The organism is Clostridium cadaveris, assembly GCF_020911725.1.
Taxonomy (GTDB): Bacteria; Bacillota; Clostridia; order Clostridiales; family Clostridiaceae; genus Clostridium_X; species Clostridium_X cadaveris.
The window spans coordinates 1,986,120-2,004,218 of the sequence record NZ_CP076620.1 but is presented as its reverse complement, the minus strand read 5'-3'; the positions used below and the strand labels follow the sequence as shown (position 1 = coordinate 2,004,218).

The following is an 18,099-nucleotide window of genomic DNA, read 5'->3' as shown; positions in this document are numbered from 1 at the left end:
AGGAAATATGATTTCTATTGATTTTGATAAAACTTTAAAAAAGATTACAAATATAACACCATATATATCAGAGGGAAAAGTAAAAAAGGTAATAGGTCTTACAATTGAAGTTGAGGGGCTTAAGACTTTTGTAGGTGAGTTATGTACTATATATAATCAAAATAATAATCCGGTAAATTGTGAAGTTGTAGGTTTTAGAGAAAATGAAATAATACTTATGCCTTTAGGAGAATTAGTAGGAATAGGACCTGGATGTAGAGTTGTATCTAGCGGTCATCCATGCAGTGTCATATGCAGTAATGAACTTTTGGGAAAGGTTATAGATCCTATAGGAACTCCCATAGATGGTAGCAGAATATATGATGGTGAGAGATACAGTTTATTTAATAAACCACCTGATCCTATGAAAAGAAAGAGAATAAAAACGGTTATGCCTACAGGAATAAAAGCTATAGATGGATTTTTAACATGTGGGGAAGGACAGAGAATAGGTATCTTTGCAGGAAGTGGTGTTGGAAAAAGTACTACTTTAGGTATGATTGCCAAAGCTGCAGAGGCAGATGTTAATGTCATAGCCCTCATAGGAGAAAGAGGAAGAGAGGTTATGGATTTTATAGAGAGGGATTTGGGTTCTGAAGGAATGAAAAAATCAGTAGTTGTATGTGCTACATCAGATAATTCACCACTTTTAAGACTTAAAGGAGCTCTTACAGCTACATCTATTGCAGAATACTTTAGAGATCAAGGTAAAAAAGTAATTCTTATGATGGATTCAGTAACAAGATTTGCAATGGCACAAAGAGAAGTTGGACTTGCTATTGGAGAACCACCAGCTCAAAAAGGATATACACCTTCGGTATTTGCAGAACTTCCAAAGCTAATGGAAAGAACAGGGTTATCTGATAGAGGATCTATAACAGCATTTTATACAGTGCTTGTAGATGGAGATGATTTTAATGAACCTATTGCTGATGCTGTTAGAGGAATACTTGACGGACATATAGTTTTATCAAGAGAATTAGCTCACAAAAATCATTACCCAGCTATAGATATTTCAAATAGTATAAGCCGTTTAATGAATGATATATGTGAAGAAGAACATAAAATGGCTGCATCTCATGGAAGAGATATAATTGCAACCTATAAAGAGTCAGAAGATCTTATAAATATAGGAGCTTATGAACAGGGTTCAAATCCTAAAATAGATGAAGCAATAGAGTATATAAGTAAAATTAACAACTTCTTAAAACAAAAAACTACTATAAAGAGTTCTTTTCAAGAAAGCATAAAAGATTTAAAAGACATATTTAATTAAGGAGGAGAAGTATGGAGAACTTCAAATTTAGACTTCAAAATGTTCTAGATTTTAAGCTGAAAAATGAAGACCAGTGCAAAATAAAGTATTCTAAAGCACAGAATGAGAAAAAAGTCGTTGAAGAAGAACTAAAAACTTTGAAATCAAATTATGAAAAATATGCTTTAGAAATAGATGTTGAGGATACAATTGAAAGAAGGATAACCTCTAATTATTTAACGTTTATATCTAATATGATAGATAAAACAAATTTGGAATTAAATGAGAAGAAACTTCTTGAAAATGAAGCACGATTAGATTTGCTTAACAAACAAATAGAAAGAAAATCTTTAGAGAAGTTAAAAGAAGATAAGTATAGTTCTTATAAAAAAATAGTTGCTCAAAAGGAACAATCTATAAATGATGAGTTTGGAATATATTCTTATTTTAGAAATGCAGCTCAAGAGATTTAGGAGTTTGATAAATATGAAAATAGATGTTTTAACAACAAATCTCAATATTAATAAAGAATCAGAAATTAAAACAAATGGAAGCTCAGGAGATTTCTTATCACTTTTAGATAACTGTATAGAAGGTGTAAATATAGAGGAGGATTTAAAGAATTCTAATGAAAAAGAAGAAAATTTAAATGCTTTAACTGAGGCTATATTAAGATATCTAAATATATATATTACTCAACCAAATGAAGAAATGTCGTTTATATCCAATTTTAATAAAATACAAGAAGAAACACCTTATAGTAAACCAAATTCTTTAGATATGGTAAATTCGTTTTATGAAAAAGATGATCTTTTATCTTTATTAAAAAACTTTATATCAAAAGAAGAGGCTGTTCAATTAGATGGACTTTTAGAAAAAATCATATCAAAGAATTTTGAAAAAGTAGATCTAAAAGATTTGTTTTTTGGATATAGAAAAGCAGATACAAAAAAAATACAAGAATTAAACATTAAAAATGAAGATATGTTTTTTAGAAATAATAGTATGAAAAATAATGTCATATCTGATTTGGAGTTGTTTAAAGAAAAAATAAGTTTCATAAATTATAATGGTAGTTCTTTTAAAGAAGATGAAGTAGATATATTAAATTCAACCAAAAAGATTGATAGTAAGGAAATATTTAATGAGAGAGAAATACATCACTATAGCAGTGAATTTGGAATACTAAAAGAAATAGCATATTCAAATTTAGATAGGGATAAAAATATAAAAAACTTTCAGCCTCTATTAGTAAGACAGCAATATATAATTGAAGATATTTTTAAAGCGACACAATATATAGTAAAGAAAAATATAAAAGAACTTAATGTGAAAATGAGTCCTAAGGATTTAGGGGATATGAATATAAGGTTTATAAAGAGTGATGAGGAAAATAAGTTTATAATTACACTAAATAAAAAGGACGTTTTAGGATTATTGAAAGAAAATTTAAATGATATAAAGACCTATTTGACTGAATTAAATGGCAGCACAAAACAGGTGTCAGTTGAGATAAGAAGTGAAAATCAAAGTGAATTTTCACAAAATCTAAACCAGCAATTTCACGAAGAAAATCCTAAAAAGCGAAGGGAAGAGAAAGTTTCAAATTTAGGTGCAAATGGTGAAGAAAAAGTTTTGGGATTAGATGAAGAAATCAATTTACTCATATAAGGAGAAGGGCTATGAAAATAAATAATAATATAAACACTGCTTATAAAAATTTAACTGAAAACGGAACTCCAATAATAGAAGCAGGAAAAGAAGTTGATAAAAATATTTTTCTTAAAATGTTAGTGGGTCAGATGACAAATCAAAACCCATTTAATCCTCAAGATCCAACACAGTATGTAACTCAGCTTGCTCAGTTTTCAATGCTTGAGCAAACTATGAAGCTAAATTCAAGTATACAGTCACTTCTTGAAGTGAACAATGGAGTTTTAGCAAATAGTTCTTTACAAACTTCGGCATTTTTAATAGGAAATCATGTTGAAGTTTCACTTAAAAATGAAAATGCTGACTTGAAAAAATATTCGGGTATTGTTAAAGGTGCAACTATAAAAGATGGTATTGTGCATTTAGAAATAAAATTGGATGGAAGTGAGGAAGTTAAAGAATTTCCATATTCATCATTAATAAAAGTAAATAAAATTAAGGAAATAGTTTAGATATTAAAGTAAAGGAGAGAAATATAGAATGCTAAAGTCAATGTACTCTGGAATAAGTGGTATGAAATCCAACCAAACAAAAATGGATGTTATAGGTAATAATGTTGCTAACGTCGGAACTACAGGGTTTAAAAAATCTGGTGTAAGATTTACAGATGCTTTAAATCAAACACTAATACACGCTAGCTCACCATCAAACGGAATAGGTGGAACCAATCCTGGTCAAGTAGGTATTGGATCTAAAGTTTCAGGTATATTTAAATATATGAAACAGGGATCATTACAGCCAACAGGAAGAGTAACAGATATGGCAATAGATGGAGATGGATTTTTTGTAGTTGAGAGAAATGGTCAAATAGCATATACAAGAGATGGATCATTTTCTTTAGATAAAAATGGAGATTTATTAACTAATGATGGTTTTAGAGTTCTAAATGATAAGGGAGAGCATATAAAAATTCCTACTAAAATAAAAAATGGAGGAGGAGATAAAAGTGTGACCTCTGTTACTGTTTCCAAGGATGGAACCATATCCTTAGGTTTAGAGGATGGATCAAAAGTTGAAAATCATGCAAAACTTAGAATTGCAGTATTTCAAAATCCAGAAGGATTAAGTGCATTATCAGGTAATTTATATTCTGAATCGGCTAACTCAGGAGCAGCAGTTTATGATGCAAAGTATGGTTCTATAATTCAAGGAGCTATAGAAATGGCAAATGTAGACTTGTCAGAAGAATTTACAGATATGATAGTTACTACTAGAGCGTTTCAAGCTTCAAGCAAAGTAATAACAACAAGTGATGAGCTATTACAAGAAATAATAAATTTAAAAAGATAAATAAGAGGATAATTATGAAAAGAAAAGATATATTGACACCTATAGGATTAATATTGGGAATAGGATTTATCGTGATAGGTATATCCAATGGAGATGTTGGATTAAATGGATTTTATGATCTTATGTCTATATTTATAACAATTGGAGGATCTTTTGCTGCTTTGCTTATAACATATCCATTAGATGAAATTATGTTACTAATCAAAATGACTAAAAAATTATTTGAGACTCCAAATATATCTAAGATTTCTATGATAGAGACATTTAAAGATCTATCTATAAAATCTAGAAAATATGGAATGCTTTCAATAGAAAATGATATTGCAAAATTAGATGATGATTTTTTTAGAACTGGAATGGAACTAGTTGTAGATGATGTTGATGCTGATTTAATAGTAGAGATTTTAAATAATAAAATATCAGAAGTTGAAAATAGGTATGAAAAAGGAGCAAAAATATATAAAACATGGGGATCATATGCACCTGCTTTTGGTATGATAGGAACATTGATAGGTCTTATACAAATGTTGGCTATGCTTGATAATCCTGATGTTATAGCAAATGGTATGGCAAAAGCTCTTATAACTACATTTTATGGAGCAATACTTGCCAATTTAGTATTAAATCCAATGGGATATAATCTTCAAAGTAAAGCAGAAAGGGAAGTTGGAAACAGAGAAATGATGTTAGTAGGTATCTTAAGTATAAAAAATGGCGAATCTACAAGAGTGCTAGAAGAAAAAATTATGAGTTTCTTTAGTGAAAAGGAAAAATCTAAATATTTAAAAAATAGAAGTGTGGATAAGAGGATAGAAAGAAATGTATCGTAAAAAAAGAAAAAAAGATGATATAAATTCAAACTCATGGATGGATACATATGCAGACACAATTACATTACTTTTAACATTTTTTATACTTCTATATTCTTTTTCAACCATTGATAATGAAAAATTAAAAGCTGTAGCATATTCTTTAAAAAGCCAAGTAAGTGGAGAAGAACCTATTACAATAGACGAGACAGATAAAAATATAGATAATATTACTCCAGGAATTGGAGCAAAGAGTGAGTATGATATTTTGGTAGAAAAAATAACAAAGCTTTTACAGCAAAATGGACTAACTGATTTAGTGAAGATACGTGAAGAGGATGCAGGGGTAATACTTCAAATTGGAGATAATATAATGTTTGATACAGCAGATGCAAGATTAAAAGGTGAAAGTAAAAAAGTTCTCGATGTTGTAAGCAGTTTAATTCCTAAGATTAATAATGAAATCATGATTCAAGGGCATACAGATAATAGACCTATAAAATCATCACAATATGAATCAAATTGGGAATTATCTACTGCAAGAGCATTTGCCGTATTAAAATATTTTATTAATGACAAACATTTAGATCCAAAGAGATTTTCTGCCACAGGTTATGGTGAATATAGACCTATAGTAGAAAATTCATCTGAAGAAAATATGGAAATTAATAGAAGAGTTGATATTTTAATAGTTCAAGAAAGAGAGAAGGCACAATAAAATATGGATAAAACACTTATAGAGTATTTAATTAATATTATTGTATTAGTACCTGTGGTGTTAATTTTGATTGTGATATCACTAAAGCTTAGTAAAAGTAGCGTAGATAAATTAAATTCTGGATCTTATGTGAATATTATTGAAAAAATTAACATATCTAAGGACACGAGTATCTATGTAATAAAAATGGGATCAACAGGATGTGTAGCTGTAGTTTCACCAGGCAACACAGAAATAATAAAAGAACTGAATGAAGAAGAATTAGAAGAAATAGTGGACAATAAAAAGAAAAAATATAAAGCCATAAGTATAGGAAAGCTGTCCTTGTGGAATAAAAACAATATTTTAAGAAATAAACTTGTAGGGGAAAAGCATAATGGATATGATAAGTAATTTTTTAGCTAACAATGCAAATGTAACCCCATCTATGCAGATGCTGTTTCTAATGACAGCCCTAATATTCTTACCAACAATAATATTTATGATGACAAGCTTTGTAAGAATAATAATAACTTTCTCTTTTATTAAGTCGGCATTAGGTGCTCAGCAGACAATTCCAAATCAAATATTAATTGGACTTGCCTTATGCTTAACTTTATTCATTATGACTCCTGTAGTTGACAAAATATCAGAGAACTCTATAGAGCCATATATAAAGGAAGAGATAACTTTAGAAAATGCTTATTTGGAAGCAAAAAAACCTTTGGTAGAGTTTCTATTAAGTCAGACTAGAGAAAGCGACTTGAAGCTGTTTATAGAAAATTCTAATAAGAATTTTGAAGACACTCCAACTGAAGAACTTCCTCTTAGTATAATAGTACCTTCTTTTGCAATAAGTGAGCTTAAAACAGCTTTTCAAATAGGATTCCTTATATATATACCATTTCTTGTAATAGACTTAATCGTGTCAAGCACACTTATGTCTATGGGAATGTTTATGCTTCCACCAGCTATGATTTCTTTGCCTTTTAAACTTTTATTATTTGTAATGGTTGACGGATGGAATCTATTGGTGAAGTCTTTAATACAAAGCTTTGCAGGATAGGAGATGTATATATGAGTGAAATGGTAATAATGACAGTAATAAAAAAGGCATTAATAGCAGGGATTATGGTGGCAGGTCCAATTCTAATAGTTTCATTATTAGTCGGTCTTATAATAAGTGTATTTCAAGCAACAACTCAAATACAAGAGCAGACTTTGACTTTTGTGCCAAAGCTTATAGTAATAATATTAGTTCTTGTTATTGGAGGCCCTTGGATGTTAAACAAATTAGTTATTCTTACTACTGAATTATTTAATATGGTTTCAACCATAACTAAGTAAAGATAATGATATATGTTTTTTTTAGAATAACTGCATTTTTTTTAGCGGCTAATGTAATTTTTCCAAAAGCCACACCAAGAGTTTTCAAAGTGAGTTTTTCAATATTATTAGCTCTTTTAATAGGAATTAATGTAGAGTTGGACATATCTATAGCGAATTCCTACGAACTTATAAAATACGCAGCAACCGAAACAATCAATGGACTTATTTTAGGATATATAGTTAGCATATGTTTTTATAGCCTTAAGATAGCTGGAAAATTAATAGATAACCAAATAGGATTATCTATGGCAAGCACTTACGATCCTAATACTGAAAGCCAAGCTACCTTTATGGAAAATCTAATATATTTTATTGGAGTAACTGTATTTTTTTCCTTAAATGCTCACCACATATTAATAAACTCAATACAACAAAGCTTTGAAATTATACCTATGGGCTATTCTATAATAAGCTACAACATGTCTTATATACTCAAAGTATTTATAGAATATTTTATTATAGGTATGAAAGTAGCAAGTCCAATAGTTCTTATACTTGTTATAACGGATTTGATGACTGGAATAATATCAAGAAGTATATCAGGTCTTAATGTAATGATAATAGGTATGCCGCTTAAAATGCTTATAGGAATCTTGTTTTTTATAGGTACATTGCCTTTTATGATAAACCAAATACATGATATATTTAGAAGTTTAAAAGATGTTTTAGGTGGAACTTTGGTATTCAATGATAGTTTTATAGTGCTTTTAAATATATTTTTCAAAATCAAATGATTGAAAATTTTATTGATGTGAAACTAAGGGAGAGAGAAGAGCTTTGGCAAATTCAGATAAAACAGAACAACCTACCCAGAAAAAGAAAAACGATGAACGGAAAAAAGGAAATGTAGTAAAGAGCCGTGAACTATCAAATGCATTTACTCTTGCTGGAGCAGTTTTATGTATCTACATAATGTCAGACAGCGCTATAAAAAGTCTAAAGATATTTATAGCTTCATTTTTAAATAGAGATTTTAAAAATCAACTTAGCGGAAATATAGTAGGAGAAATATTTAAGAGCGGTATTCATACATTTTTAAAAGTTTTTTTACCTCTTGGAATGGTAATTTTAGTATTGGGAGTTGTATCTCATGTGGTACAAAGCGGATTACTGTTTAGTAAAGAAGCTATTAAGCCTAAATTTGCCAAGCTTAATCCTATTAATGGATTAAAAAATATGTTTTCACAACAGGCAGTAGTTAGTTTATTTAAGAATACAATACTTTTAGTAGTTTTGTCTTATATAGGATATTCATTTGTGAAAAATAATTATTTCAATATATTAAAGATAGAAGATGTATATTTTCCATATCTTATCTATTCAGCAATAGATATAATAAAAAAATTATTCAACATAGCTTTAATCATTGCAGTGGTATTAGGAGCAGCAGATTTTGCATATCAAATTTATGCCCATAGGCAGAAATTAAAAATGACTAAACAGGAAGTAAAAGAAGAGTTTAAACAAATGGAGGGAGATCCTCTTATAAAATCTCAAATAAGGCAAAAGCAAAGACAGCTTTCAGGAAAGAGAATGATTCAAAATGCAAAAGAAGCAACAGTTATAATAACAAACCCTACCCATTTATCTATTGCAATAAAATATGAAAGAAATATGGATTCAGCACCCATAGTTGTGGCAAAGGGAGCTGACATACTGGCTATGAAGATAAGAGAAATAGCAAAGGAAAATGATATTCCAATAATTGAAAATAAACCTTTAGCTAGGATGATATATAAAGAAGTAGAGGTAGATGAAGAAGTTCCAAGAGATATGTATGAAGCAGTAGCACAAGTGCTTGTTGCTGTATACAAAATAAAAAATAGATATAAAAAGAACAGGTAGGAGAAAAGGAATGAAAAAACTAGGCATAAAAAATAGATTTGACATATTAATAGGTTTTGGTGTTATAGGAATAGTTCTTATGATAATAATACCACTGCCTCCATTTATTCTTGATGCATTATTAGTTTTAAATATAAGTTTATCAGTTCTTATACTACTCATGACAATTTTTTCAACTAATGTGCTTCAACTTTCAATTTTTCCTACAATACTGCTGATAACTACGCTCTTTAGGTTAGGACTAAATATATCTTCAACAAGGCTAATACTTAGTGAAGGCTATGCAGGCAATGTAATTGAAGCTTTTGGAAGTTTTGTTGTAAGAGGAAATTATGTAGTTGGAATAATTATATTTCTTATAATAATTATAATTCAGTTTGTAGTAATAACTAATGGTTCTGGAAGAGTATCGGAAGTTTCGGCAAGATTTACACTAGATGCAATGCCTGGAAAACAGATGAGTATAGATGCTGATCTTAACGCAGGAATGATTGATGAAAATACAGCTAAAAAGAGAAGAAAAGATCTTCAAGAAGAAGCTGATTTTTATGGTTCTATGGATGGTGCATCTAAGTTCGTAAAAGGAGATGCTATAGCAGGAATAATAGTAACCCTTATAAACATAATAGGCGGAATCATAATAGGTGTTGTAATGATGAAAATGACTTTTTCAGAAGCAGCACAGAATTTTATAAGGCTTACCATTGGTGATGGTCTTGTAAGCCAGATTCCAGCTCTTCTTATATCAACTTCAGCAGGTATTTTAGTAACTAAGGCAGCTAGCGATGACAGCTTCGCTAATCTAGCTGGAAAACAGCTTACATCAATTCCAAAAGCCATAATGATGACAGGAGCCGTTCTGTTTGTATTAGGAATTATACCAGGACTTCCTAAAATGGCCTTCTTTACTCTTGGAGTTGGAGCAATGCTTATAGGAAAAACCTTAATAAATGAAGAGAAAAAAATGGAGAACAAAGATGAAAATACCGTTACATCTACCCCAGAAACAAATTCTATAAATGAGGTTGAAGATGTATCTGAACTTTTGAATGTGGAGCCTCTTGAAGTTGAGATAGGATATGGACTTATACCTTTAGCAGATGAAAGTGATGGTGGAGATCTTCTTCAAAGAATAGCTTCTATAAGAAGACAATGTGCTATAAACATGGGAATAATAGTTCAGCCTATAAGAATACGGGATAATCTTCAGCTTAATCCAAATCAATATTGCATAAAGATAAGAGGGAATAAAGTAAGTACTTATGATTTAATGCCAACAATGCTTTTATGTATGGATCCTATGGGATTAGGTCTTGAGATGGAAGGAATAAAGGCCATAGAGCCAAGTTTCGGATTGGAAGCAGTTTGGATAAATAAAGACAATGCAGAAGAAGCAGAACTAAGAGGGTATACTATTGTAGACCCATCTACAATATTGGTTACGCATTTATTAGAAATAATAAAAGAAAAGTCTCATGAACTTATGGGAAGAGAAGAAGTAAAACAGATCATAGATGCAACCAAAGAAAAGTACAGCGTTATTGTGGATGAGCTTATACCTGATCTAATGACATTAGGTGAGGTACAAAAGGTATTTCAAAATCTTCTTAGAGAAAAAGTTTCTATTAAAGACAGAGTGACAATACTAGAGACTTTGGCTGATAATGCAGTTAATACTAAAGATATAGAGCTTTTGACTGAATATGTAAGGATGGCTTTAAGCAAAAGCATATGTTCAGAATTAGTAGATGAGACTAATTATATCACAGTATCTACATTATCAAACGAAGTAGAAAGGATTATTTCAAATAACCTTCAAAAATCTACGAATGGCACTTATCCAGCGGTGGATCCTGAAAGTACAAACAAGATATTCAGAAGTATAAAAGAAATAACTGAAAGAGTAGATTTTTATAATAACAGACCAATAATATTAGTATCTCCAAAGATAAGAGCTCCATTTAGAAAGTTAGTGGAAATGGTGTTCCCAAGCATCACCATACTATCTTTAAATGAAATACCAAATGATGTGCAGATAAGAGCACAGGCAGTAGTTAATATATAGCAGGAGGTAGTCAAAATTGATTGAAAAGGATAGAGAGAAATATATATTAGATAACCTTAAGTTAGTAAAATACATAGCATCAAAATACTATACTGATAATTTTGGAATAGACTTTGATGATTTAGTAAGCTACGGAAATATGGGACTTATAGATGCTGCCAATAAATATGATGAAACAAGAAATTGTAAATTTTCAACATATGCATCATTGAAAATACGTTCTTATATAATAGATGAAATAAGAAGAAACTCTCCGATTTCAAGAAATTCTATGGCTAATATAAATAAATATAACAGTGCAGTTAAAGAACTTCAGGTAAGTTTATTGAGAGAACCTAATGAAAGAGAAATATCAAAATATCTAAAGATACCGCTAGATGATGTACGAAAAATAGAAAGTGATATTTACTCAATGACTATCACATCTCTTGATACTGTTATTTTTCAAGGAAATAATGATATCAGTTTGATGGATACAATAAAAGATACTGAAGAAATGTCTCCTACTAACATAGTAGAGGAATCGGAGAAGATAGAGATACTTACAAAAGCTATAGATATGCTGAAGGAAAAAGATAAACTAGTATTATCACTTTATTATTATGAAGAACTTTCTTTAAAAGAAATAGGTAAAGTTTTAGAAGTATCTGAATCTAGAGTATGTCAAATCCACAGTAGAGCCATAGTAAATTTAAGAAATGTAATAAAGAAATTAAATTACAATATAGCTTAAGGAGGAAATGTAATGCTAAGAGGTATGTATTCATCAATATCAGCTATGATAAGTTTAGAGGCAAATCAAAAAGTAATAACCAACAACATAGCAAATATAAATACAACAGGATATAAATCAGAGACTATGATGTATAAGAGTTTTGATGAACTTTTACTTAATAATAATGAAATGTACATAAATGGAGAGGGAAGGACACAGGTACTAGGAATAATGAATCCTGGGGTGTCTATAGATGAAGTAGTTACAAATCATACTCAAGGGATTATAAAAAGTACTGAAAATGATAGTGATTTTGCTATAAATGGAAAAGGATTTTTTACTATAAGAGATAATGAAGGCAATATTCGATACACACGAGATGGAATCTTTAAAGTAAACAGTAATGGTTACTTGGTAAATACATCGGGATACAATGTATTAGGAATAAATCAAAGAACAAATAATTTAGAGCCGATTTATGTAGGAAATCAAAAAATTTCTATGGATAACAACAATAATTTGCTCTTAGACTCTAATGCAACTTACAAATTCAATATAGTTGATTTTGAGAATTACGGCAACTTAAAGAAAATAGGAGAAAATTTATTTCAAGGAAATGATGCTATACCGGCAAAAAATTATTATATACAAAATAGAGCAAAAGAGACATCAAACGTGGATATTATAGATGTCACTACAGCTTTAATGTCAAATTTGAGGGCTTTTGAAGCTAATCAAAAGGTCGTTCAAATTATGGATTCAACGTTAAGTAAAATTGCCAGTGAAATAGGGGCAGTTAGATAGGGGGAATCAGTATGTATGGCATATTAAATATAAGCAAATCAGGTATGAGTTCAAAACAAAATAAAATGGATACTATATCAAATAACATTGTAAATGCTAATACAACAGGATACAAGAAATTGGAAACAGAATTCCAAGATTTAATAAGAGAAACTCTTAGCAGACAGTCTTATCCTACAAATTCATTTGATATAAACAACGGCACAGGAGTTAAATCTACAAATGCAATAAGAAATTTTAGTCAAGGAAGCTTGAAATCTACTGGGATTATGAGCAATCTTGCTATAGATGGAGAGGGGTTTTTTAGGGTTTTAAAGCCAGATAACACCTATGTTTATACAAGAAATGGAGAATTCAATATAGATGCAATGGGTAAAATTGTAGATGATAAAGGAAACATGCTTGATATACAATTTTATGGCGGAAACAGTTATGATAATCTATCAATAACAAAAGATAATCTCACTGTAAATAAACAAGGAGAGGTATTTGTGAATGACAATCTTGTAGGTAAAGTAAACTTGTATAATTCTAATGGAAATAATGATTTTATATCTATAGGTGATAGTTTATTTCAAATAAGACCTGAGTCAGAACTATTTGTACAAACTGACTCAAATATAATACAAGGATATAGTGAAATGTCAAATGTGAATATAGGTGAAGAATTTACTGAACTTATATCAATACAAAGGTCATTTCAACTTAATAGCAAAGGAATAACTGTTGCTGATGATATGTGGTCAATGATAAATAATCTACAATCAAGATAATAGGAGATAAAAATTATGGAAGATATAAAATTATATGACTTCAAGAAAAGGGAGAAGTTTTCCATAGAAAATATAAGATATCTGATGCTCATGAGTGAGGAATTCTGCAAAACTTCAAATATGCAAATAGGATATGAAACAAAAAGCGAAAACTTCAAATTTGTAGTTGATAAATCTAGACAAAAAACTTATAGTGAATTCATCGAAGAATTAGATAATGATAATGTAGTAATAGAATATAATGTAAATCCTTTAGTAGAAAATTTGACTTTATTTATAAACAAAAGCATAGTTTTAACTATCGTTGACCTTTTACTTGGAGGTGACGGTAAAGTAGATAATAAAGAAAGGGAGCTTACTAATATTGACTTAGAATTATTTAAGTATTTGGCTGATAGTCTTTTAAAAAGACTATATATACCTTATAAATATGACAGTATAAATCTTATAAAAATATATACTAGTGCTGTAAAATATCAGCGATTAAAGAATAAAGATATAATATTTGAATCTAAAATAAATGCATTATTAGGAACTGAAAAACTTGGAGATATAAGATTTTGTATACCTTATCAAAGTATGGAGCCTGTAGTAGGTGACTTGGTGAATTCTTATAAATATAGAAATGTAAATCCAGCATCAGATGATGATAAAAATATTTTTTCTAAAGAAGTATTTGATTCTGTAAAGAATGTTTATATTGATGTATGTGCAAAGCTTGGAAGTGTAAAAGTAAACATAAATGATCTTCTTAATTTGGAAAAAGGCGATGTAATACTTTTGGATCAACGAATTGGAGAAGATATAAAAATAAGCCTAGGTGATGCAGGAATTTATAAAGGAAAGCCGGGACTTTTAGGATTAAAAAAAGCAGTTGAAATAACTGATATAATTGATGGGGAGAGATAAGATGAGTGATAAAATAGCTAGAATACTAGATATACCTATAGAAATCACAGTAGTTTTAGGAAGAACTAAAATGACTTTGAACGATATCTTAGATTTAGGAAAAGGCTCAATAATAGAGCTAGATACACTAGATAATCAAGAAGTTGAAATATTAGTAAATGATAAGAAAATAGCTTATGGACAAGTTATTGTAGCAGAACAGAATTTTGGAATAAAAATAACTCATGTGATAGAACAAGATGAATTAGCTAAAACTTTGAAATAGATATAAAAAGGCTATATAGATGTAGAATCTATGTAGCCTTTTTTATATCTATTCTTCTATTTCATTTAGTTCTAAATTATGTCTTCTGTTATCTAATGGATTAAGATTTATATGATGAACCTTTTGATTTTCAGCAGGATTCATTAAAATTTTGTCTAAATGAATTCTACCACTTGGAGTATTTGCTACAACGCAGATTTCATTGTTTACTTTATGACTAACCCAAGTATATCCAGGTACTATAACCTCACTTAAATCTTCAGCAGAAATCAAAGCCTTTGAAGTAACATTGCCGTGCTTATCCATAAGTAGTATAGCAATGGTATCTTCATTGATTTTTTCTGTTTTATTTACTGCATCTCTTTTAAAGACCTCTAAATTACATCTTCTATTATCTAAAGTATCATTGTTGATATGTCTAATTGGTGCAGAAGGAGCAGTATCCATGATTACTGTTTGAAGACTTTGTTTTAAAGGCTTAGATTTCTTGTTAAGCTTTGAAGAACTTATATTTTGAACTAAGTAGCTATTAAAGTCTTTATGCCATTCTGCAAACCAAGTTCCAGCACTTTGTACTTTTTCTAGGTCAGCTTCATCTATCTTAGCAATAAGCTCAGTTCCATCCTTTTTTAATATGGTCATTAGAGCAACGCCATTTTTAATTTCAAATGTATTCTTTGTATTTTTATAATTATTATTTATATCGGGCACCTCTTTCTCTTAACTAGAGTGTTATTTATATCATTTAATCATTATAACAAAATAATAAAATAAATGATAGTATTAATGTATTTATAAAGTTTTCTTTTAGGATATGACAGAATTATATTATTTTTTGAAGCTATCTTTTAAAGACACAGTTCTGTTGAATACTAAATTATCACTAGTTGTTTCCTTTCTATCCACACAAAAGTATCCATGACGCATGAACTGAAATTTATCCTCTGGTTTTGCATTTTTGACAAATGGCTCTATAAAGCATTTATCTAAAGTTATCTTAGATTCAGGATTAAGCTTTTCTTCCCAAGATTTTGAGCTATCACGTAAAAGTTCTTCATCAAGTATAAGTTTGTCGTAAAGATTAACAGTAGCTTCAACCTTATCATAATCACATACCCAGTGTATAGTGCCTTTTACCTTTCTACCAGTAAAACCTGAACCACTCTTTGTTTCAGGATCATAGGTGCACAAAAGTTCTATTATTTCTCCATTTTCATCTTTTACTATTTCATTGCACTTTATAAAATATGCTCCTTTAAGTCTGACTTCTCCACTAGGCGTTAATCTATGGAAACCTTTTATTGGATTTTCCATAAAATCGGATTTTTCTATGAAGATGTTTCTTGAGAACGGAACTTTTCTAGAACTTAAAGTTTCATTTTCGGGGTTATTTGTAATATTAAGATACTCTATTTCTCCTTTGGGATAATTTGTTATAGTGACTTTAATTGGATCTAAAACTGCCATTATTGAAGGAACTTTAGATTTTAAGTCGTTTCTAACATAGTGATCAAGCATTGAAATATCTATTGTAAAGTCAGTTTTTCCTATACCCATTTGAGTTAGAAAGTTCTTTATGCTTTCGGGAGTAATTCCTCTTCTTCTAAAAGCTTTTATAGTAGGAAGCCTAGGGTCATCCCAGCCATCAACATATCCTCCAAAAACTAATTCCTTTAAATATCTTTTACTTGTTACAACACCGCTCAAGTTCATTCTTCCAAATTCTCTTTGACAAGGTGGATTTGAAAAATCAAGTTCATTTAAGAACCATTCATAAAGAGGACGATGATTTTTGAATTCATTAGAACAAAGAGAGTGAGTTATGCCCTCTATAGCATCTTGAAGAGGGTGTGCAAAATCATACATAGGATATATACACCAGTCATTTCCTGTCTTGTAATGGGATACGTGTTGAATTCTATATATTACAGGGTCTCTCATGTTTATATTTGGTGACGACATATCAATTTTTGCACGGAGCACCTTTTCACCGGCAGCATACTTTCCAACTTTCATCTCTTCAAATAATTTTAGATTTTCGTCTACAGTCCTATCTCTATACGGACTATTTATTCCAGCACTGGTAAGAGTTCCTCTGTATTCTCTTATTTCATCAGGATTCAAATCACATACATAAGCCTTACCTTTTTTTATAAGCTTTATAGCCATTTCATAATAAATGTTAGAGTAATCGGAGCCATAGAAAATCCGTTCATTAGGATCAAAACCAAGCCATTTCATGTCTTCAATTATAGCTCTTACATATTCCATATCTTCCTTTGCAGGATTAGTATCGTCGAATCTAAGATTGAAAGTACCGTTATATTTTTGAGAAACATTATAGCTTATATTTATAGCATAAGCGCTTCCTATATGAAGATAACCGTTAGGCTCTGGCGGGAATCTAGTTGCTATAGGCCTTGAAAATGCTTTGTTTTTAACGTCGTCTTCCACTATAGATTCAATAAAATTAGCAGCTTCAGCTATATTATTTTCTTTTAAACTCTCCATAAGAATTCCTCCTAAATTAATGTGAAATTTTGTGTAAATATAAAAAATAAAAAAGCTCCCATCTCCAAGACTTATTAAAGTCTTGGGGACGAGAGCATAACTTCGTGGTGCCACCCCAGTTCATTGAAACTTAAAGTTTCAATCTTTAAGGTACGGTAAAATAATTACTTATACCCGAGCTCGTTATCAGGAGCATCTGTCATAGTCTCCCCTTAAGTGTATTAAGGATCGGTATGAGGCTCAGAGCCTTGGTTCAATAAGACCTTCTTTATCCTCTTTCAGCAATTGAGGACTCTCTGTAAAAGAAAATACATATTTACTCTTCTCATCATAGCCTTAATATTAATATTTAAAATGATTTTACAATTATATATATGGTATGTCAAGAAAATTTTTGTGTGAATAAAAATAATTTTATAAAAATTATTTAATTACTCATGTTGATAAAGCACTTGCAAGAGAATATAATTGTAAAAAATAAAGAAAATTCTGAGAAGGGAAGAGTAAGTACTGGGTAGTATCCAAAGCGAGTGAAGGATGGTGGAAGCTTCATGAGAAAGTCAATACTGAAGGACATCCTGGAGAAGTCTGCTTGAAATTTAGTAGAGCAGAACGGGTTTTCCTCCGTTAAAGGGACCTAAGATAACATATTATAAAATTTATGTAAGTAGGATGGTACCGCGAAATCAGTCTTTCGCTCCTATAAGGAGTGGAAGGCTTTTTAGTTTGAAAGTAGAGATATTATGAAAAGAATTATGATAAATGAATTAGAGTCCTGTTTAGAAAGCAAAGTTCTTTTTTAGTTGAAAATATGAAATATAAAGGCTTGAATTCAGAAAATTACGGCACTTACAATGGAATTTTCAAGATAGGGATGCCGCCTCATGGTGGGCTTGCAATAGGTCTTGAGAGGATAACATCACAGCTTTTAAATCTTTCAAATGTAAGAGAAGCAGCATTATTTCCAAGAGATAGAACAAGACTAACACATTAAAATATGATAAGCTTTATAAGGGGAGT

20 protein-coding genes, 1 pseudogene and 2 other annotated features are annotated in these 18,099 nt (G+C 30.0%); of the genes and pseudogenes, 19 read left to right on the top strand and 2 right to left on the bottom strand.

Translation table 11 applies throughout. The features are described 5' to 3' along the window. The first annotated feature begins 7 nt into the window (after window positions 1-7). Genes fliI through fliN form a run of 18 tightly spaced genes read left to right on the top strand, consistent with a single transcriptional unit; the run spans window position 8 to window position 14,568 of the window. On the top strand, window positions 8-1,315 hold the full coding sequence (gene fliI / locus KQH81_RS09490) for a flagellar protein export ATPase FliI (RefSeq protein ID WP_230028151.1): 1,308 nt from the start codon (window positions 8-10) through the stop codon (window positions 1,313-1,315). 11 nt (window positions 1,316-1,326) lie between these two features. Continuing rightward, window positions 1,327-1,767 carry a flagellar export protein FliJ gene (fliJ, locus tag KQH81_RS09485; RefSeq protein WP_230028150.1) on the top strand — a complete coding sequence of 147 codons (441 nt, stop codon included), beginning with the start codon at window positions 1,327-1,329 and terminating at the stop codon, window positions 1,765-1,767. Window positions 1,768-1,780: 13 nt separating this feature from the next. Then, on the top strand, window positions 1,781-2,965 hold the full coding sequence (locus KQH81_RS09480) for a hypothetical protein (RefSeq protein ID WP_230028149.1): 1,185 nt from the start codon (window positions 1,781-1,783) through the stop codon (window positions 2,963-2,965). A gap of 11 nt (window positions 2,966-2,976) precedes the next feature. Further along, entirely contained in the window at window positions 2,977-3,459 is a 483-nt protein-coding gene (locus KQH81_RS09475) for a flagellar hook assembly protein FlgD (RefSeq protein ID WP_178312256.1), read from the top strand. A 28-nt stretch (window positions 3,460-3,487) separates the two neighbouring features. Continuing rightward, the gene (gene flgF, locus KQH81_RS09470; protein ID WP_178312257.1) at window positions 3,488-4,297 is read left to right on the top strand and encodes a flagellar basal-body rod protein FlgF; all 810 of its coding nucleotides are present in this window, start codon (window positions 3,488-3,490) and stop codon (window positions 4,295-4,297) included. Between the two features lie 14 nt (window positions 4,298-4,311). Further along, complete coding sequence (locus KQH81_RS09465; RefSeq protein ID WP_230028148.1) at window positions 4,312-5,127, top strand: motility protein A; 816 nt, start codon at window positions 4,312-4,314, stop codon at window positions 5,125-5,127. Continuing rightward, window positions 5,117-5,824, top strand: coding sequence for an OmpA/MotB family protein (locus KQH81_RS09460; RefSeq protein ID WP_178312259.1), 708 nt, complete (start codon window positions 5,117-5,119; stop codon window positions 5,822-5,824). The genes KQH81_RS09465 and KQH81_RS09460 overlap by 11 nt, the downstream gene beginning before the upstream one ends. Before the next feature lie 3 nt (window positions 5,825-5,827). Continuing rightward, window positions 5,828-6,217, top strand: coding sequence for a flagellar biosynthetic protein FliO (locus KQH81_RS09455; RefSeq protein WP_178312260.1), 390 nt, complete (start codon window positions 5,828-5,830; stop codon window positions 6,215-6,217). Continuing rightward, complete coding sequence (fliP, locus tag KQH81_RS09450; protein WP_027639885.1) at window positions 6,201-6,869, top strand: flagellar type III secretion system pore protein FliP; 669 nt, start codon at window positions 6,201-6,203, stop codon at window positions 6,867-6,869. Before KQH81_RS09455 ends, fliP begins: the two co-directional genes overlap by 17 nt. An 11-nt stretch (window positions 6,870-6,880) precedes the next feature. Then, complete coding sequence (fliQ, locus tag KQH81_RS09445) at window positions 6,881-7,150, top strand: flagellar biosynthesis protein FliQ (protein ID WP_099335558.1); 270 nt, start codon at window positions 6,881-6,883, stop codon at window positions 7,148-7,150. Window positions 7,151-7,155: 5 nt separating this feature from the next. After that, entirely contained in the window at window positions 7,156-7,926 is a 771-nt protein-coding gene (locus KQH81_RS09440) for a flagellar biosynthetic protein FliR (protein WP_230028147.1), read from the top strand. A 43-nt stretch (window positions 7,927-7,969) separates the two neighbouring features. Further along, window positions 7,970-9,037, top strand: coding sequence for a flagellar biosynthesis protein FlhB (gene flhB / locus KQH81_RS09435; RefSeq protein WP_230028144.1), 1,068 nt, complete (start codon window positions 7,970-7,972; stop codon window positions 9,035-9,037). Window positions 9,038-9,047: 10 nt separating this feature from the next. Beyond that, window positions 9,048-11,102: a flagellar biosynthesis protein FlhA gene (gene flhA, locus KQH81_RS09430; RefSeq protein ID WP_178312261.1), complete on the top strand. Its 2,055-nt coding sequence runs from the start codon at window positions 9,048-9,050 to the stop codon at window positions 11,100-11,102. A 16-nt stretch (window positions 11,103-11,118) separates the two neighbouring features. Next, complete coding sequence (locus KQH81_RS09425) at window positions 11,119-11,835, top strand: sigma-70 family RNA polymerase sigma factor (RefSeq protein ID WP_099335555.1); 717 nt, start codon at window positions 11,119-11,121, stop codon at window positions 11,833-11,835. Window positions 11,836-11,847: 12 nt separating this feature from the next. Beyond that, window positions 11,848-12,621: a flagellar hook-basal body complex protein gene (locus KQH81_RS09420; protein ID WP_230028143.1), complete on the top strand. Its 774-nt coding sequence runs from the start codon at window positions 11,848-11,850 to the stop codon at window positions 12,619-12,621. 11 nt (window positions 12,622-12,632) lie between these two features. Continuing rightward, window positions 12,633-13,394 (top strand): flagellar hook-basal body complex protein, encoded by a 762-nt coding sequence (locus tag KQH81_RS09415; protein ID WP_027639880.1) that lies wholly within the window; start codon window positions 12,633-12,635, stop codon window positions 13,392-13,394. 15 nt (window positions 13,395-13,409) lie between these two features. After that, window positions 13,410-14,303, top strand: a complete 894-nt coding sequence (locus tag KQH81_RS09410; protein ID WP_230028141.1) for a FliM/FliN family flagellar motor switch protein — start codon at window positions 13,410-13,412, stop codon at window positions 14,301-14,303. Window position 14,304: 1 nt separating this feature from the next. Then, on the top strand, window positions 14,305-14,568 hold the full coding sequence (gene fliN / locus KQH81_RS09405) for a flagellar motor switch protein FliN (protein WP_051196357.1): 264 nt from the start codon (window positions 14,305-14,307) through the stop codon (window positions 14,566-14,568). 48 nt (window positions 14,569-14,616) lie between these two features. Here the strand turns inward: fliN and KQH81_RS09400 are convergent, their stop codons facing one another. After that, window positions 14,617-15,210, bottom strand: coding sequence for a hypothetical protein (locus tag KQH81_RS09400; protein ID WP_051196210.1), 594 nt, complete (start codon window positions 15,208-15,210; stop codon window positions 14,617-14,619). Between the two features lie 186 nt (window positions 15,211-15,396). Continuing rightward, window positions 15,397-17,079 (bottom strand): glutamine--tRNA ligase/YqeY domain fusion protein, encoded by a 1,683-nt coding sequence (locus tag KQH81_RS09395; protein WP_027638228.1) that lies wholly within the window; start codon window positions 17,077-17,079, stop codon window positions 15,397-15,399. A gap of 81 nt (window positions 17,080-17,160) precedes the next feature. Next, window positions 17,161-17,420: a binding site (T-box leader), on the bottom strand. Between the two features lie 141 nt (window positions 17,421-17,561). Continuing rightward, window positions 17,562-17,784 (top strand) — a binding site (T-box leader). A gap of 94 nt (window positions 17,785-17,878) precedes the next feature. Between KQH81_RS09395 and KQH81_RS09390 the strand changes: the two are divergent. Next, window positions 17,879-18,073, top strand: a pseudogene (locus tag KQH81_RS09390) (amino acid--tRNA ligase-related protein); the annotation flags it as partial. Window positions 18,074-18,099 lie beyond the last annotated feature (26 nt).

What these genes read in the sequence shown, in the direction of transcription:
- fliI (WP_230028151.1), top strand. Translation starts at nt 8, where the DNA reads ATGATTTCTATTGATTTTGATAAAACTTTAAAAAAGATTACAAATATA.
- fliJ (WP_230028150.1), top strand. Translation starts at nt 1,327, where the DNA reads ATGGAGAACTTCAAATTTAGACTTCAAAATGTTCTAGATTTTAAGCTG.
- KQH81_RS09480 (WP_230028149.1), top strand. Translation starts at nt 1,781, where the DNA reads ATGAAAATAGATGTTTTAACAACAAATCTCAATATTAATAAAGAATCA.
- KQH81_RS09475 (WP_178312256.1), top strand. Translation starts at nt 2,977, where the DNA reads ATGAAAATAAATAATAATATAAACACTGCTTATAAAAATTTAACTGAA.
- flgF (WP_178312257.1), top strand. Translation starts at nt 3,488, where the DNA reads ATGCTAAAGTCAATGTACTCTGGAATAAGTGGTATGAAATCCAACCAA.
- KQH81_RS09465 (WP_230028148.1), top strand. Translation starts at nt 4,312, where the DNA reads ATGAAAAGAAAAGATATATTGACACCTATAGGATTAATATTGGGAATA.
- KQH81_RS09460 (WP_178312259.1), top strand. Translation starts at nt 5,117, where the DNA reads ATGTATCGTAAAAAAAGAAAAAAAGATGATATAAATTCAAACTCATGG.
- KQH81_RS09455 (WP_178312260.1), top strand. Translation starts at nt 5,828, where the DNA reads ATGGATAAAACACTTATAGAGTATTTAATTAATATTATTGTATTAGTA.
- fliP (WP_027639885.1), top strand. Translation starts at nt 6,201, where the DNA reads ATGGATATGATAAGTAATTTTTTAGCTAACAATGCAAATGTAACCCCA.
- fliQ (WP_099335558.1), top strand. Translation starts at nt 6,881, where the DNA reads ATGAGTGAAATGGTAATAATGACAGTAATAAAAAAGGCATTAATAGCA.
- KQH81_RS09440 (WP_230028147.1), top strand. Translation starts at nt 7,156, where the DNA reads ATGATATATGTTTTTTTTAGAATAACTGCATTTTTTTTAGCGGCTAAT.
- flhA (WP_178312261.1), top strand. Translation starts at nt 9,048, where the DNA reads ATGAAAAAACTAGGCATAAAAAATAGATTTGACATATTAATAGGTTTT.
- KQH81_RS09420 (WP_230028143.1), top strand. Translation starts at nt 11,848, where the DNA reads ATGCTAAGAGGTATGTATTCATCAATATCAGCTATGATAAGTTTAGAG.
- KQH81_RS09415 (WP_027639880.1), top strand. Translation starts at nt 12,633, where the DNA reads ATGTATGGCATATTAAATATAAGCAAATCAGGTATGAGTTCAAAACAA.
- KQH81_RS09410 (WP_230028141.1), top strand. Translation starts at nt 13,410, where the DNA reads ATGGAAGATATAAAATTATATGACTTCAAGAAAAGGGAGAAGTTTTCC.
- fliN (WP_051196357.1), top strand. Translation starts at nt 14,305, where the DNA reads ATGAGTGATAAAATAGCTAGAATACTAGATATACCTATAGAAATCACA.
- KQH81_RS09400 (WP_051196210.1), bottom strand. Translation starts at nt 15,210, where the DNA reads ATGACCATATTAAAAAAGGATGGAACTGAGCTTATTGCTAAGATAGAT.
- KQH81_RS09395 (WP_027638228.1), bottom strand. Translation starts at nt 17,079, where the DNA reads ATGGAGAGTTTAAAAGAAAATAATATAGCTGAAGCTGCTAATTTTATT.